Genomic DNA, 14,928 nt, shown 5'->3' with positions numbered 1-14,928 from the left:
CTCGCGATGGCGCCATCACGGGCGCCGCATTAATCAGGTGAGTTTGAACCCACCCATCTGCCGCGCCAGATCATCCGCCAGTCGCTGCAACATCTGACAATCCTCGCGGCAGGCCCGAACTTCCCCCGCCGTCGCCCGGGCCAGATCGGAAATCCCCTGCACGTTGCGGTTGATCTCCTCGGTCACCGCCGATTGCTCTTCGGTCGCCGTCGCCACCTGATGGTTCATGTCGCTGATGCGCTCGACCTGCCCGGTAATCGCCGTCAAAGAGGCGCCGGTACGCTGGCTCGATTCAACCCCGGTCCCCGTCGCAGCCTGACCGGTGCGCATGGATGACACCGCATTCTCTGCGCCCTGCTTGAGGCTGCCGATCATCTGCTGGATCTCGTCGGTAGACGCCTGGGTCCTGCGCGCCAGCGTCCGCACCTCGTCCGCCACCACCGCAAACCCACGGCCCATGTCCCCGGCCCGCGCCGCTTCAATCGCCGCGTTCAATGCCAGCAGATTGGTCTGCTCGGAAACACCGCGAATCACCGCCAGTACCTGATCGATCGACGCTACCTGATGCGCGAGCTCACCCACGGCACCTGCCGCGACGCCGATTTCATCGGACATGCTTTCTATATGGCGAATCGAACCACCGACCACTTCCCGCGCCTGCATCGCTTCATCTCGCGCCGTTTGCGAGGCCAGCGCCGCATGGCCGGCGTTCTGCGCGATTTCCTGCACGGTCAGGCCCATTTCGTGAACCGCAGTGGCCACCATGTCGGTCATTTCCTGCTGGCGCCCGGAGCGCTCGGCGGTGTTATCCACAACCCTGGCCACCTGGCCGACGGCGACACGCAGACGCTCGCTGGTGGTCAGCACCTCGCCGATCATCCCGCGCTGGCTGTCGAGGAAACGGTTGAACCCGCGAGCGAGGTCGCCCAGTTCATCGGCGCGGCTGGAATCTAACCGATGGGTCAAATCTCCACCACCGCTACCGATTGCTACCAGTGCAGCTGTTACCTGACGAATCGGTCGCACCAATCCCTGAGCCAGCCAGATAACCAGCGCCAGGCAAACCAGCGCCACCGCCAGACCGATGCCGCTGCTCATCCACATTGCCCGCCGGGCTTCGGCGTAGATCTGCGACCGCGGCACTTCGGCCACCAAAGTCCAGCCGAGGTCGCGCAAGGGCAGGCTGAAGGCCAGAAAGTCTTCGCCGTCGCGCTGGAAGCTGCTGCTGGTCGCCACTTTGTGGCCCATGACCGCTTGCGCCGCGCTGGCACCGATCTGCTCCGTGAGGGTGCGCTTGCCGCTGAACTGCGCCTCGGGATGAACCTGGATCAATCCGTCGGAACGCACGAGATAGACCTTTCCGCGCTCGCCGAAGCTGAAATTGTGAATCAGCTCGGACAGCTCTTTCATGCTCAGCCCGAGCCCCGCGACACCCACCACTTTTCCGGCCTGCTCGACCTTCAGATCGATGAACAGCGCCAGCTCTCCGGTGGCCCCGTCGTTGTCGATGTTCAAAGTGCGCGACTGATTGCTGTCGAGAAACGAGTAAAACCAGGCATCGGCCGGTTTGGTGCGGCTGAGGGTGCGATCCAGGCCCTTTTCGGTGATGTAGTGATTGGAGTCGGTGCCGATGATCAACGCAGTAAACGCCCTGTGTTCGGCGCGGATGCCCTCCAGATACTGCGCGAAGCCGGCTGTTTTGGCCGAATCTTCACCGTTGGCCAGCCAATCGCGGACCATGGTGTTACTGGCAATGTCCTTGGCGGCGGTGAGGGGTTGAACGAGGATTCTTTCGATGTCGTTGCGCGTCGCTTCGATGCTCGACGGCAACGCCTGTTCGACCAGATAGCGCTGGGCGAGGCGGTTGACCACCAGGGTATAAATGCCAACCACGATCAGGATGCTGACCAGCAGGGCGGTGCCCATGCCGAGGATCAGCTGCCATTGAATACTGCGACGCCAGAACTGCATGGAGCACCCCCAAAGAATAAGAGGCTGAAACACTGCAACAGCCGTGCCGATTGTATACAACGCAATCGACAATCTTATTCTTTGGTTGTGCGCAGCCCCATCAACCCTGATTGATGGTCTTGGCGATGGACTCGACCGTGGCGCTGACTTGCTCTTGGTAACGCTCGAGTTCCTGCTGGTGCTGTTTCTTCATTTCAATCTGCTGCGAGCACAGATTCATCGCCGCCAGCACCAGCAGACGGTCGCCGATCAGCGTCGGGTATTTGCGCTTGGTGTCGGCCAGCGCTGCCTTGAGCATCAATGCGGCGTCCAGCAGGGTCTGTTCTTCCCCGGCCGGTGCCTTGATCGAATAGTCCTCTCCCATGATGGAGATGACTTTTACCCCTGCGGTGCCGTGGTTCATGCGCTGACAGGGCCTGCGTTGACGCGATCGACCAGAGCCTGGATGCGTGCGGCGGTGGCGCCGTGTTTTTCTTCCTGCTCCATCAGGCTCAGTTGCAGGCTTTCGTTTTCATCCTTGGCCAGGGCCAGTTCCGTGGACAGGGTCTGGTTGGTTTCCGACAGGGTCTGGTTCTGTTGCACCAGATCGCTGACGAGCTGTTCCAATTGGCTGAGGGATGCTTCCAACATTTTGATCTTCCAGGGCTTTTTCAAAGGGCGCGTACGATAAAGAAAAGTCGTCGTGGATGCCAGGGTTAAACCGGCGCAAAGCCTTGATTTTCCTGGCAGTCGACCCTTCCTGCGAGTGTTAGAGACTGTGATCTGCCAATTGGGTTCCCGCACTTCGTCGCCCGGCCCCCGGTGCGACAAATACGCGCACCGCCTCAAGACTTTAGTCGTATGACCGATAAGTCATCCAACAGCAGTCTCAGCCCGCACGGATGCGGCCCTTCCCTGGTAATCGCACCATGTCCCTTCGCAATATGAACATCGCCCCCCGGGCGTTCACCGGTTTCGCCCTGATCGGCGGCCTGATGCTGATTCTCGGTGTCTTCGCCCTGAACCAGATGAGCAAGATCCGCGGCGCCGCCGAGAACATCACCACCAGCAGCGTGCCAAGCATCAAGAACCTCGACGAATTCACGCAGCTGACCCTGCGTCTGCGGGTACTGTCCTACCGTTTGCTGGTGAACCGCGAGCCGGATATCCAGCAGAAAACCGTCGAGCTGCTGGACATGCGCAATCAGCAGATCCGCAAGGCGCAGGCGGACTACGAGCCGTTGATCAGCAGCGCCCAGGAGCGCGCGGCCTACGATCAATACGTGCAGTTGCTGAGCCAGTACCGCCAGATCGAAGACCGGATGAAAACCCTTTCGCGCAACAATCAGGTGGATGAACTGCGCAACCTGCTGAACACCCAGTTGCTCGACAATTCCGAAGCGATGAACACCGTGCTCAACCGTCTGATGCAGATCAACGGCGAACAGATCAGCAACACCAATCAGCAAGCCGCCGAGCAATACTCGACGGCCTTCAGTCTGGTCGTGACGCTGCTGGTCATCGCTACCGGCCTGACCTTGCTCTTCGCCTGGCTGCTGACCCTGAGTATCACCAAGCCGATTGCCAAGGCGCTGGATGCAGCGGAAACCATCGCCGAAGGCGACCTGACCCGGCCCGTCCATGTCGACGGTACCGATGAAGCCGGGCGCCTGCTGGCCGCCATGGCCAAGATGCAGTCGAAACTGCGCGACACGCTGCAACGGATTTCCGGCTCGGCCACCCAACTGGCGTCCGCCGCCGAAGAGCTGAACAGTGTCACCGACGAAAGCGCCCGTGGCCTGACCCAGCAGAACAACGAAATCGAGCAGGCCGCCACTGCCGTCAACGAGATGACCAGCGCCGTGGAAGAAGTCGCGCGCAACGCAGTCAGCACCTCGGAAGCCTCGAAGAACGCCACCACTTCCGCCGGCGACGGTCGCGATCTGGTACAGGAAACCGTCGCCGCCATCGAACGCATGAGCGCCGACGTACAGAGCACCGCAACCCTGATCGGCGATCTGGCCAACGAGTCCCGGGACATCGGCAAGGTGCTGGACGTGATCCGCGGTCTGGCCGACCAGACCAACCTGCTGGCGCTCAACGCCGCCATCGAAGCGGCCCGTGCCGGTGAAGCCGGTCGCGGCTTTGCGGTGGTGGCTGACGAGGTCCGTGCTTTGGCGCACCGCACCCAGCAGTCGACCAGCGAAATCGAGCGCATGATCGGCAGCATCCAGAGCGGCACCGAACACGCCGTGGATTCGATGCGCAACAGCACCGAGCGCGCCGAGTCGACCCTGAACATCGCCCGTGGTGCCGGTCTGTCGCTGGATACCATCAACACCGCCATCGTCGAAATCAACGAGCGCAACCTGGTGATCGCCAGCGCCGCTGAAGAACAGGCGCAGGTGGCACGGGAAGTGGATCGCAACCTGGTGAACATCCGCGACCTGTCGGTGCAATCGGCGACCGGCGCGAATCAGACCAGTGCGGCCAGCAACGAGCTGTCACGTTTGGCGCTGGATCTGAACAGTATGGTCGGGCGGTTCAGCCTTTAACCCCTCCGCGTTGATCGTTCCCACGCTCCGCGTGGGAATGCAGCCCGGGACGCTCCGCGTCCCAAAAGCGGACGCAGAGCGTCCATTGAGGCATTCCCACGCGAAGCGTGGGAACGATCTTGCGCAAAGCTGAAAAAGCTTTTTGACACCATCACATTTCAACAGGTTAGAATCGCTGGCACGCAGACTGCATGGTCAGTTTGCGCCCGTCTTTCCGCTTCCGGAGTACTGCCTTTGAATGCGACGACCATCAACAGCCTGTTCTTGATCGGCGCGTTGCTGGTAGGTGCGAGCATTCTTGTCAGTTCCCTTTCGTCGCGCCTCGGCATCCCGATTCTGGTGATCATCCTCGCGGTCGGCATGACCGCCGGGGTCGATGGCGGCGGCATCATTTTCGATAACTACCCGACGGCCTATCTGGTCGGCAACCTCGCGCTGGCGGTGATCCTGCTCGACGGTGGTCTGCGCACCCGGGTATCGAGTTTCCGCGTGGCCTTGTGGCCGGCCCTGTCGCTGGCCACGGTCGGGGTGCTCATCACCACCGGCCTCACCGGCATGGCCGCCGCGTGGCTGTTCGACCTCAATCTGATTCAGGGCCTGCTGATCGGCGCCATCGTCGGTTCCACGGACGCCGCGGCGGTGTTCTCGCTGCTCGGCGGCAAGGGCCTGAACGAGCGGGTGACCGCCAGCCTGGAAATCGAATCCGGCAGCAACGACCCGATGGCGGTGTTCCTCACCGTGACCCTGATCGACATGCTCGCCAGCGGCCAGACCGGCCTGCACTGGAGCCTGCTGACCCACCTGATCCGCGAGTTCGGCATCGGTGGCGTGATCGGCCTCGGCGGCGGCTGGCTGATGCTGCAACTGGTGAACCGGATCAACCTCGCCACCGGCCTCTATCCGATCCTGGTGATCGCCGGCGGTCTGGTGGTGTTTGCCCTGACCAACGCTCTGCACGGCAGCGGCTTCCTTGCCGTCTACCTGTGCGGTCTGGTGATCGGCAACCGTCCGGTGCGCAGCCGCCACGGCATCCTGCACATGCTCGACGGCATGGCGTGGCTGGCGCAGATCGGCATGTTCCTGGTGCTGGGCTTGCTGGTCACTCCACACGATCTGCTACCGATCGCCCTGCCCGCCCTGGGGCTGGCACTGTGGATGATTCTGTTTGCACGGCCCCTGTCGGTGGTGGTCGGGCTGCTGCCGTTCAAGGCTTTCCACGGTCGCGAAAAGGCCTTCATTTCCTGGGTCGGCCTGCGCGGCGCGGTGCCGATCATTCTGGCGGTGTTCCCGCTGATGGCCGGGCTGCCGAATGCGCAGCTGTACTTCAACCTCGCCTTCTTCATCGTGCTGGTGTCGCTGCTGGTGCAGGGCACAAGCCTGCCGTGGGTGGCCAGGCTGCTCAAGGTGACGGTGCCACCGGAGCCTGCACCGATCTCCCGTTCGGCCCTGGAAGTGCACATCACCAGCGAGTGGGAACTGTTCGTCTACAAGCTCGGCGCGGAGAAATGGTGCATCGGTTCGCCCCTGCGAGAGCTGAAAATGCCCGAAGGCACCCGTATCGCAGCCCTGTTTCGCGGCCAGCAACTGCTCCATCCGTCGGGTAGTACGGTGCTTGAAGTCGATGACTTGCTGTGTGTCATCGGCCATGAACACAATCTGCCGGCCCTCGGAAAACTGTTCAGCCAGGCACCGCAACGGGGCCTCGATCTGCGCTTCTTCGGCGACTTCGTGCTCGAAGGAGACGCCCAGCTCAAAGCGGTTGCCGCCCTCTACGGCCTGTCGGCCGACGGTATCGATCCGGACATGACCCTGGGCCACTTCATTGCCCAGAAAGTCGGCGGCGCGCCGATCGTCGGCGACCAGGTGGAATGGAACAACACCCACTGGACGGTCGCGGTCATGGACGGGAACAAGATCGCCAAAGTGGGCGTCAGATTCCCCGAAGGAAGTCGCCCGGGCCCCGGGCTCTTCCTCTAAACTGCGTCCACCCTCACTTGCTTGACCGGTCTCTATGCCTACCCTGCGCTCCTTTTTCGTCGCGGCCCTGCTGGGCCTGAGTCTCACTGTCGGCCCGCTGCAGGCCGCCGAACCGCCGTCCAGCGATGCCGTGCAGGCCAATCTGGACAAGATCGCCGACAGCAAGCTGCCCGAGGCTGACAAGAAGACCCTGCAGACGCAGCTTCAAAACACCCTGAACCAACTCAACAACCGCCGTGACTACGAGCAGAAACTGAGTGATCTGAAGCAACTGCTGGCCACCGCGCCGAAGCAGACGATCGAAAACACCCGCGAACTGGCACGACTCAAGGCCACCGCCGTGGTGCCGGTGGCGCAACGCTTCACCAAGGAAAGCATCCAGCAGCTGGAGCAGATACTCACCGAGCGTTCGACCCAGCAAAGCGATCTGCAAAAGGCCCTGGCGGACGCCAACAGCCTGATCATCACCGCCCAGACCCGACCGGAGCGGGCACAGGCCGAAATCTCCACCAGCCAGACCCGCATCCAGCAGATCAACGGCATCCTCAAGACAGGCAAGGACAGCGGCAAGACCCTGAGCGCCGAGCAACGTGACCTGCTCAATGCCGAACTGTCCGCGCTCAATGCCCTGATCCCGCTGCGCCGCCAGGAACTGGCCGGCAACAACCAGTTGCAGGACCTGGGCAACAGCCAGCACGACCTGCTCACGGAAAAGTCCGACCGTCTGGACCATGAGATTCAGGAACTGCAGACCCTGATCAACCAGAAGCGCCTGACCCTGTCTCAGGAAACGGTGACGCAGCAATCGATCGAGGCACAGAAGTCAGGCAGCAGCACCCTGCTGGCCACTGAAAGCGCGGCCAACCTCAAGCTTTCCGACTATCTGCTCAAAAGCACCGACCGTCTCAACCAGCTCACCCAGCAGAATCTGCAGACCAAGCAGCAACTGGACAGCGTGACCCAGAGCGACTCGGCCCTCGACGAACAGATCAACGTGCTCAAGGGCAGTCTGTTGCTGTCGAAGATTCTCTACAAACAGAAGCAGGCGCTGCCGCGCCTCAAGGTCGACCGTGACCTGGCAGACCAGATCGCCGACATTCGTCTGTACCAGTTCGAAATCAACCAGCAACGCGAACTGCTGAGCAATCCGGCGACTTACGTCGACAATCTGCTGTCCACCCAGCCACCGGAGCAAGTCACGCCGCAACTGCGCAAGAGTCTGCTGGAGCTGGCCAACACCCGCATCGATCTGCTGGAACGGCTGAGTCGCGAACTGAGCGCAATGCTCAATGAATCGATCACCCTGCAACTGAACCAGAAGCAATTGCTGAGCACTGCGCAAAGCCTGCGCGCAACCCTCGACGAGCAGATGTTCTGGATTCCCAGCAACAAGCCGCTGGACACTGAATGGATTCGCGGCGTGCCGGAACGGCTGAAACGCCAGATCGACACTCTGCCGCTGGCCTCGAGCCTGAGCGAACTGACCGACGGCCTGACTCAGCGTCCGCTGCTGTTCCTGCCTCTGGCGCTGTTGATCGGTGCACTGCTGTGGCGTCGCAAACAACTGTATGCCCGTCTGAACAAGGTTCATCAGGACATCGGCCATTTCAAGCGCGACAGCCAGTGGCACACGCCGCAGGCGATTCTGATCAACATCCTGCTGGCCATGCCCGTGGCACTGGGCCTGGCGCTGTGCGGGCTGGCACTGCAGATCGATGCCCGGGGCCAGAACGCCAACATGGGCGCAGCCCTGCTGCAAATGGGCCAGGCATGGCTGGTGTTCTACACCGCGTACCGGATCCTCGCACCCGGCGGCGTGGCCGAATTGCACTTCCGCTGGGAGAAACCGCAGGTCGAATTCCTTCAGGGCTGGGTGCGTCGTCTGGGTCTGGTGGTGATGGCGCTCGTGGCCGTGGTGGCGGTGGCCGAACTGCAACCGGCGGCGCTGGCCGATGACGTGCTGGGCATGCCGGTGGTGCTGACCTGCTACGCCCTGATGGCATGGCTGCTCAGCCGCCTGCTGATCAGCAGCCCGACCCACGAGAACGCCTCGCTGTTCCGCAAGGCCGTGGGAATCATGTTCACCCTGCTGCCCATCGCGCTGTTCGTCGCGGTGTGCTTCGGCTACTACTACACCGCACTGAAACTCAGCGACCGCTTGATCAACACCCTGTATCTGCTGATGTTCTGGCTGGTGATCGAAGCCACGTTCGTCCGCGGTCTGGCGGTTGCCGCCCGGCGTCTGGCCTACCAGCGCGCCCTGGCCAAGCGTCAGGCAGCGAAAGAAGCGGGCGACGGCGAAGCGGTGATCGAAGAACCGACCCTGGACATCGAGAAGGTCAACGAACAGTCCCTGCGCCTGATTCGCCTGGCGCTGCTCGGCGGTTTCATCGCCGCGCTGTACTGGGTCTGGGCCGACCTGATCACGGTGTTCTCGTACCTCGACAATATCACCCTCTACGAATACACCAGCGGCACCGGTGCCAACATGAGCATGGTGCCGATCAGCATCGGCGACATGCTCGGCGCGCTGATCATCATCGGCATCACCTTTGCGCTCGCACGCAACCTGCCGGGCCTGCTGGAAGTGTTCGTGCTGTCCAAACTCAACCTGGCCCAGGGCAGCGCCTACGCGACAACCACACTGCTGTCCTACGTGATCGCCGGGGTCGGTTTCGTCTCGACCCTGTCGACCCTCGGCGTGAGCTGGGACAAGTTGCAATGGCTGGTGGCGGCGCTGTCCGTCGGCCTCGGTTTCGGCATGCAGGAGATCTTCGCGAACTTCATCTCCGGCATCATGATCCTGTTCGAACGCCCGGTGCGGATCGGTGACACCATCACCATCGGCAACCTGTCGGGCACTGTCAGCAAGATCCGCATCCGCGCCACGACCATCACCGACTTCGACCGCAAGGACATCATTGTCCCGAACAAGACGTTCATCACCGGCCAACTGATCAACTGGTCGCTGACCGACACCATCACCCGCGTGACGCTGAAACTCGGTGTCGATTACGGCTCGAACCTGGATCTGGTCAAGGAACTGCTGCTCAAGGCCGCCCGGGAAAACCCGCGCGTGCTCAAAGAACCCGAACCGCACGTATATTTCCTCAACTTCGGTGAAAGCACCCTCGACCACGAGCTGCGCATGCACGTGCGCGACCTCGGAGACCGCAATCCGGTCATCGACGAGGTCAACCGCTTCATCAACCGCGAGTTCAAGAAACAGCACATCAACATCTCGTTCCGGCAGATGGAGGTTTACCTGAAGAACCTTCACGGCCAGGAATACAAACTGGTGCCGGTCGAAGACGACAGCAAAGCCATCGCCCCGAACAGCGACGAGCAAAATCCGTTGCAAGAGCCGCCGCCGGCCAAACTCGACTAACCCGGCCATTCCCAGCAGAATGCTCGGACATTCTGCTGGAGCCGGCCCTTGAAAGCCCTCGACGAACTGACCTTCGACAACCGCTTCGCCCGCCTGGGCGACGCGTTCTCGGCCCATGTGCTGCCCGAACCGATCGACAATCCGCGGCTGGTGGTCGCCAGCCCGGCGGCCCTGGAGCTGCTGGATCTGGATCCGGCGTCGGCCGACACCGGGGAATTCGCTGAACTGTTCGGTGGCCACAAGTTGTGGGCCGACGCCGAGCCGCGGGCGATGGTCTATTCCGGGCATCAGTTCGGCGGTTACACCCCGCAACTGGGCGACGGTCGCGGGCTATTGCTGGGCGAGGTTTACAACGATGCGGGCGAGCACTGGGACTTGCACCTCAAGGGCGCCGGACAGACGCCGTTTTCACGCATGGGCGATGGTCGTGCGGTACTGCGTTCGTCGATTCGTGAGTTTCTGGCGTCCGAAGCGCTGTATGCGCTGAACATTCCGTCTTCACGCGCCGCCTGCGTGATCGGTTCCGATACTCCGGTGTGGCGTGAAAAGCAGGAACGCGCCGCGATGGTGCTGCGTCTGGCGCCGAGCCACGTGCGCTTCGGGCATTTTGAATATTTCTATTACACCAAGCGGCCCGAGCAGCAGAAGCAGCTCGGCGAACACGTGCTGGCAATGCACTTCCCCGAGTGCCTGGAACACCCGGAACCCTATCTGGCAATGTTCCGTGAAATCGTCGAGCGCAACGCCGAACTGATCGCCAAATGGCAGGCCTACGGTTTCTGCCACGGGGTGATGAACACCGACAACATGTCGATCCTCGGCATCACCTTCGACTTCGGCCCGTTCGCCTTCCTCGACGACTTCGACGCGAACTTCATCTGCAACCATTCCGATGATCAAGGCCGTTACTCCTTCAGCAATCAGGTTCCCGTCGGCCAGTGGAACCTCAGTGCCCTGGCTCAGGCCTTGACGCCATTCATCAGCGTCGAAGCCCTGCGCGAAACCCTCGGCCTGTACCTGCCGCTGTTCCAGGCCCATTACCTCGACCTGATGCGCCGTCGTCTGGGCTTGACCACAGCCGAGGACGACGACCAGCAACTGCTGGAGCAACTGCTGCAACTGATGCAAAACAGCGGCGTCGACTACACGCTGTTCTTCCGTCGTCTGGGCGAAGAATCAGCAGAACAGGCGGTTGCCCGGCTGCGCGATGACTTTGTGGATATTCGAGGTTTCGATGCGTGGGGCGAACGGTATGTCGACCGCGTCGCACGGGATGGCGCGACCGATCAGGAACAACGCCGAGCGCGGATGCACGCGGTGAATCCGCTGTACATCCTGCGCAATTACCTGGCGCAGAAGGCGATCGATGCGGCCGAACAGGGTGACTATTCAGAGGTGCGCCGGCTGCATGCGGTGTTGAGCAAGCCATTCGAGGAACAGCCCGGAATGGAAAGTTATGCGGAGCGGCCGCCGGAGTGGGGCAAGCATCTGGAGATCAGTTGTTCGTCGTAAGCAGGAACGACTGAACCTTGATAATCGATCCGTACGGCTCCAGATCAGTCGTACGATCCCGTTTTATTCATTGAGCTGATCATGACCGACCCACTCCTCATCCCCTGCCCCGCCTGCAACGGCCTCAATCGCATCCCCGCCGAGCGCCTCAGCGACCACCCGAAATGCGGGCGCTGCAAGTCCGAGGTGTTGTTGAACAAGCCTTTCGAACTCAGGCAGGGCGATTACGCCAGTCAGATCAAGGGCGATCTGCCGTTGCTGGTGGACGTGTGGGCGGACTGGTGCGGGCCGTGCAAGTCGTTTGCGCCGGTGTTCGAGCAGGCGGCGGCGCAACTGGCGGGCAAGTGCCGGCTGGCCAAGCTGGACAGCGAGGCCAATCAGCAGTTGTCGGCGCAGTTGGGAATCCGTTCGATTCCGAGCCTGATCCTGTTCAGGAACGGCCGTGAGGTGGCGCGTCAGAGTGGCGCGTTTCCGCTGCCGCAACTGATGGCGTGGCTGCGTAGCCAAGGTATCTGATCAAAACGCATATTCCCTGTGGGAGCGAGCCTGCTCGCGATGACGGTTGCTCATTCAACAAATGTGCTGAATGAAAGACCGCTATCGCGAGCAGGCTCGCTCCCACAGTTCTTTGTGTTGGCTCAGACGATCAGGCGTCTTCGAGCAAGTTGTGCAGTTCGACGAACTGCTGCGTCAGCTTGTGTCGCGGATCGAGATGAATCAGCGGAGTGCTGGCCTGGTGCGATTCGCGCATGCGCACCGAACTGGCCAGATACACCGGCAGCACCGGCAAACCTTCGGCGATCAGTTCATCGAGCATCTGCTGCGGCAGGCTGGCCCGGGCCTGGAACTGGTTGACCACGATGCCTTCGACTTCGAGGCCTTCGTTGTGGTCATCCTTGAGCTCTTCGATTTCCGACATCAGACCGTACAGCGCCTGGCGCGAGAAGCTGTCGCAATCGAAGGGAATCAATACCCGATCAGCGGCGATCAACGCCGACACCGCGTAAAAATTCAGGGCTGGCGGCGTGTCGAGGTAGATCCGGTCGTACTCTTCGCCCAATTCATCCAGCAACTTTCTCAGCTTGTTGATCTTGTGCTTGGCCTCGAGTTTGGGCTGCAAATCAGCCAGCTCTGCCGTCGCGGTGATGATGTGCAGGTTGTCGAACGGCGTTTCGTAGATATCCGCCTGGTTCTTTCTGGAGAACGGGCCCGAGGACAGGGTCTGCTTGAAGAAATCGGCGATGCCCATCGGAATGTCATTACCGGTAAGCCCGGTCAGGTACTGAGTGGAGTTGGCCTGGGCATCGAGATCCACCAACAGCGTGCGATAACCCTCGCTGGCGCTGACCGCCGCCAGATTGCAGGCGATACTGGATTTGCCCACGCCACCTTTCTGATTGAACACCACGCGCCGCATGACAAAACCTCCGTGTATCAAAGAATGACCGAGTGTAGTGTCGCCCAGCCCTGCTTCGCTACCTCCATGGATGCGGACTACAGAGTCAGACGTAAATGTCTTAATGAACACGCCGTCAAGACTGCCATTGACCACAGATACGCCTGACAGACAAACCCGGCGTGATCTGGATAATGGCCAAGTGACATTTTTCGCCATGTACCCTTTGGTCCATTTCAGCGCGCAAAATGTAACCAGCATTTGCTACACACTCGTCGCACCGGGATAATGCGCGCCACCCGGGGCCAAGCGCCACGCCACTTCCGGCAAGGTCAGCACACTTGCGGTGCTGGCAAAACAGCGTCAAATGAGCCCGCAGGGGCGGAATGAATGTCCGAGATCAACTTCAACATCGCCCAATGGCGCGCCTGGGCTCCCGGGCTCGACAGCGTGGACGCCTGGCAGGCCTGGAGCCGACAGCCGGTTGCGCTTCCCGGCAGTGATGCCGCGCCCGATGTGTCGTTCCTTCCGGCCATGCAGCGGCGCCGCCTCAGTCGCCTGGCGCGCATGGCCTTCAGTGTTGGCTGGCCGCTGGCCGAGGGGCGGAAAAACCTGCCTCTGGTGTTCATTTCACGCCACGGTGAAACCCCGCGTACGTTCGAGATCCTCAGCGATCTGGCCGGTGAACAGCCGCTGTCGCCGACCCAGTTCAGCCTCTCCGTGCACAACGCGATCATCGGCCTGTGGTCGATCATGCGTGGAGAAACCAGCGAAATGACCGCCCTTGCCGCCGCCGGCGACGGTCTCGAACACGGCATGCTGGAAGCGGCCGCCCTGCTGGCCGAAGGCGCTCCGGCGGTGCTGCTGGTGATCACCGAAGAACAGCCTCCCGAAGCCTATTCGGCCTGGGTCGATGATGTGCCGTTCCCGTATGCGGTGGGCTTGCTGCTGACCCCCGGTACCGACTGGCGGCTGACCCTGAACAGCGCCCCGCAAGCACTGTCCAAGGCGCAATGGCCCCATGCGCTGAACCTGCTGCAAACCCTGCTCGGCCAGCAAACCCTTTGCCAACATGCCTGGAAAAATCGTGTATGGACCTGGCAACGCAACCCGTGACCGAAAAGCACCGCGATGCCTATTACTGGCGTCTGTTCGCCACCGCCTTCAGCTTTGCCCTGTTCGGGCTTGGCGGGTTGTGTCTGCGTCTGCTGGTGTTTCCGCTGCTGGGCTGCCTGCCGGGTGATGCCAAGGCTCATCGGGAACGGGCACGGCAGACCGTCAGTCGGCTGTTCTGGTTTTTTGTCCGGTTCATGGCCAGGACCGGGGTGCTGACCTATGACATTCAGGGCGCGGAACGCCTCGGTCGCCCCGGGCAGATGATCATCGCCAACCATCCGTCGCTGATCGATGTGGTGTTCCTGATCGGTCTGGTGCGCCACGCCAATTGCGTGGTCAAGAAAAGCCTGTGGGAAAACCCTTTCACCCGCGGCCCGCTGCGCAGCACCGAATACATCAGCAACGATGGCAGCATGGACATGCTCGATGCCGCCGCCGATGCGCTGCAGAACGGCCAGACCCTGATCATTTTCCCGGAAGGCACGCGTACCCGGCCCGGGCAGGCACCCGCCTTCCATCGGGGCGCTGCAGCCATTGCACTGCGCGGTGCGAAAATCGTCACACCCGTGATCATCAAGGTCAGCCCGACGACCCTGACCAAGGCCGAGCCCTGGTATCGCATCCCGAACCGCCGGGTTCACTTCAGTTTTCGCGTCGGGGCCGATATAGACCCACAGACTTTTGCCGCGCAAGGCCCTGCCCCGCAGGCTTCGCGCAAGCTCAACGACTTTCTGCACCATTTTTTCATCAAGGAGCTCGCCGAAGATGAGCGATCTGCACCGTGAGATAAAACTGCTGATCATCGACGCCCTGGGCCTCGAAGATATCAGCGCCGATGACATCGGCGACAATCAGACGCTGTTCGGCGAAGGCCTGGGCCTGGATTCCGTCGACGCGCTGGAACTGGGTCTGGCGATCCAGAAAAAGTACGGCATCAAGATCGACGCCGACGCCAAGGACACCCGCAACCATTTCACCAACGTGGCGAGCCTCGCGGCGTTCGTCACGGCAAAACAGGCAGCTTGAGACCGGAC

General features: G+C 61.5%; 12 protein-coding genes and 2 pseudogenes. 9 read left to right on the top strand and 5 right to left on the bottom strand.

The window, feature by feature from the left end:
* Positions 1 to 33: 33 nt before the first annotated feature.
* The 4 genes and pseudogenes from BBF94_RS28550 to BBF94_RS13415 all read right to left on the bottom strand — a co-directional run bounded on the left by BBF94_RS28550 (position 34) and on the right by BBF94_RS13415 (position 2,601).
* Entirely contained in the window at positions 34 to 765 is a 732-nt protein-coding gene (locus tag BBF94_RS28550) for a methyl-accepting chemotaxis protein (RefSeq protein WP_455430438.1), read from the bottom strand.
* 135 nt (positions 766 to 900) lie between these two features.
* Positions 901 to 1,926 (bottom strand): annotated as a pseudogene (locus BBF94_RS28545) (cache domain-containing protein); the annotation flags it as partial.
* A 145-nt stretch (positions 1,927 to 2,071) separates the two neighbouring features.
* Positions 2,072 to 2,374, bottom strand: coding sequence for a cell division protein ZapA (locus tag BBF94_RS13420; RefSeq protein WP_065259504.1), 303 nt, complete (start codon positions 2,372 to 2,374; stop codon positions 2,072 to 2,074).
* Complete coding sequence (locus BBF94_RS13415) at positions 2,371 to 2,601, bottom strand: hypothetical protein (protein ID WP_065259503.1); 231 nt, start codon at positions 2,599 to 2,601, stop codon at positions 2,371 to 2,373. Before BBF94_RS13415 ends, BBF94_RS13420 begins: the two co-directional genes overlap by 4 nt.
* A 251-nt stretch (positions 2,602 to 2,852) precedes the next feature.
* Here BBF94_RS13415 and BBF94_RS28430 point away from each other — a divergent pair.
* From BBF94_RS28430 to trxC, 6 genes and pseudogenes are all read left to right on the top strand, one after another.
* Positions 2,853 to 3,602, top strand: a pseudogene (locus BBF94_RS28430) (MCP four helix bundle domain-containing protein); the annotation flags it as partial.
* A 30-nt stretch (positions 3,603 to 3,632) separates the two neighbouring features.
* Positions 3,633 to 4,505 (top strand): methyl-accepting chemotaxis protein, encoded by an 873-nt coding sequence (locus BBF94_RS28425; protein ID WP_404820943.1) that lies wholly within the window; start codon positions 3,633 to 3,635, stop codon positions 4,503 to 4,505.
* A 234-nt stretch (positions 4,506 to 4,739) separates the two neighbouring features.
* Positions 4,740 to 6,482, top strand: coding sequence for a potassium/proton antiporter (locus tag BBF94_RS13405; protein ID WP_065259501.1), 1,743 nt, complete (start codon positions 4,740 to 4,742; stop codon positions 6,480 to 6,482).
* A 34-nt stretch (positions 6,483 to 6,516) separates the two neighbouring features.
* Positions 6,517 to 9,870, top strand: coding sequence for a mechanosensitive channel MscK (gene mscK / locus BBF94_RS13400; protein ID WP_065259500.1), 3,354 nt, complete (start codon positions 6,517 to 6,519; stop codon positions 9,868 to 9,870).
* A gap of 48 nt (positions 9,871 to 9,918) precedes the next feature.
* Positions 9,919 to 11,382, top strand: coding sequence for a protein adenylyltransferase SelO (gene selO, locus BBF94_RS13395; RefSeq protein WP_065259499.1), 1,464 nt, complete (start codon positions 9,919 to 9,921; stop codon positions 11,380 to 11,382).
* 81 nt (positions 11,383 to 11,463) lie between these two features.
* On the top strand, positions 11,464 to 11,898 hold the full coding sequence (gene trxC, locus BBF94_RS13390; RefSeq protein WP_065259498.1) for a thioredoxin TrxC: 435 nt from the start codon (positions 11,464 to 11,466) through the stop codon (positions 11,896 to 11,898).
* A 130-nt stretch (positions 11,899 to 12,028) separates the two neighbouring features.
* On the opposite strand, the gene BBF94_RS13385 is transcribed toward trxC, so the two are convergent.
* Positions 12,029 to 12,799, bottom strand: a complete 771-nt coding sequence (locus tag BBF94_RS13385; protein WP_065259497.1) for a ParA family protein — start codon at positions 12,797 to 12,799, stop codon at positions 12,029 to 12,031.
* Between the two features lie 369 nt (positions 12,800 to 13,168).
* On the opposite strand from BBF94_RS13385, the gene BBF94_RS13380 reads away from it, so the two are divergent.
* From BBF94_RS13380 to BBF94_RS13370, 3 genes are read left to right on the top strand one after another with little or no spacing between them, the layout of a single operon-like run.
* Positions 13,169 to 13,894: a beta-ketoacyl synthase chain length factor gene (locus BBF94_RS13380; RefSeq protein WP_065259496.1), complete on the top strand. Its 726-nt coding sequence runs from the start codon at positions 13,169 to 13,171 to the stop codon at positions 13,892 to 13,894.
* Positions 13,870 to 14,679, top strand: coding sequence for a lysophospholipid acyltransferase family protein (locus tag BBF94_RS13375; RefSeq protein WP_065259495.1), 810 nt, complete (start codon positions 13,870 to 13,872; stop codon positions 14,677 to 14,679). The genes BBF94_RS13380 and BBF94_RS13375 overlap by 25 nt, the downstream gene beginning before the upstream one ends.
* Positions 14,660 to 14,920: a phosphopantetheine-binding protein gene (locus BBF94_RS13370; RefSeq protein ID WP_065259494.1), complete on the top strand. Its 261-nt coding sequence runs from the start codon at positions 14,660 to 14,662 to the stop codon at positions 14,918 to 14,920. The genes BBF94_RS13375 and BBF94_RS13370 overlap by 20 nt, the downstream gene beginning before the upstream one ends.
* Positions 14,921 to 14,928 lie beyond the last annotated feature (8 nt).

The sequence above is a fragment of the Pseudomonas bananamidigenes genome, from assembly GCF_001679645.1.
Taxonomy (GTDB): domain Bacteria; phylum Pseudomonadota; class Gammaproteobacteria; order Pseudomonadales; family Pseudomonadaceae; genus Aquipseudomonas; species Aquipseudomonas bananamidigenes.
Note: the sequence above shows the minus strand (reverse complement) of the source record. Positions and strands in the feature narration are given on the sequence as shown.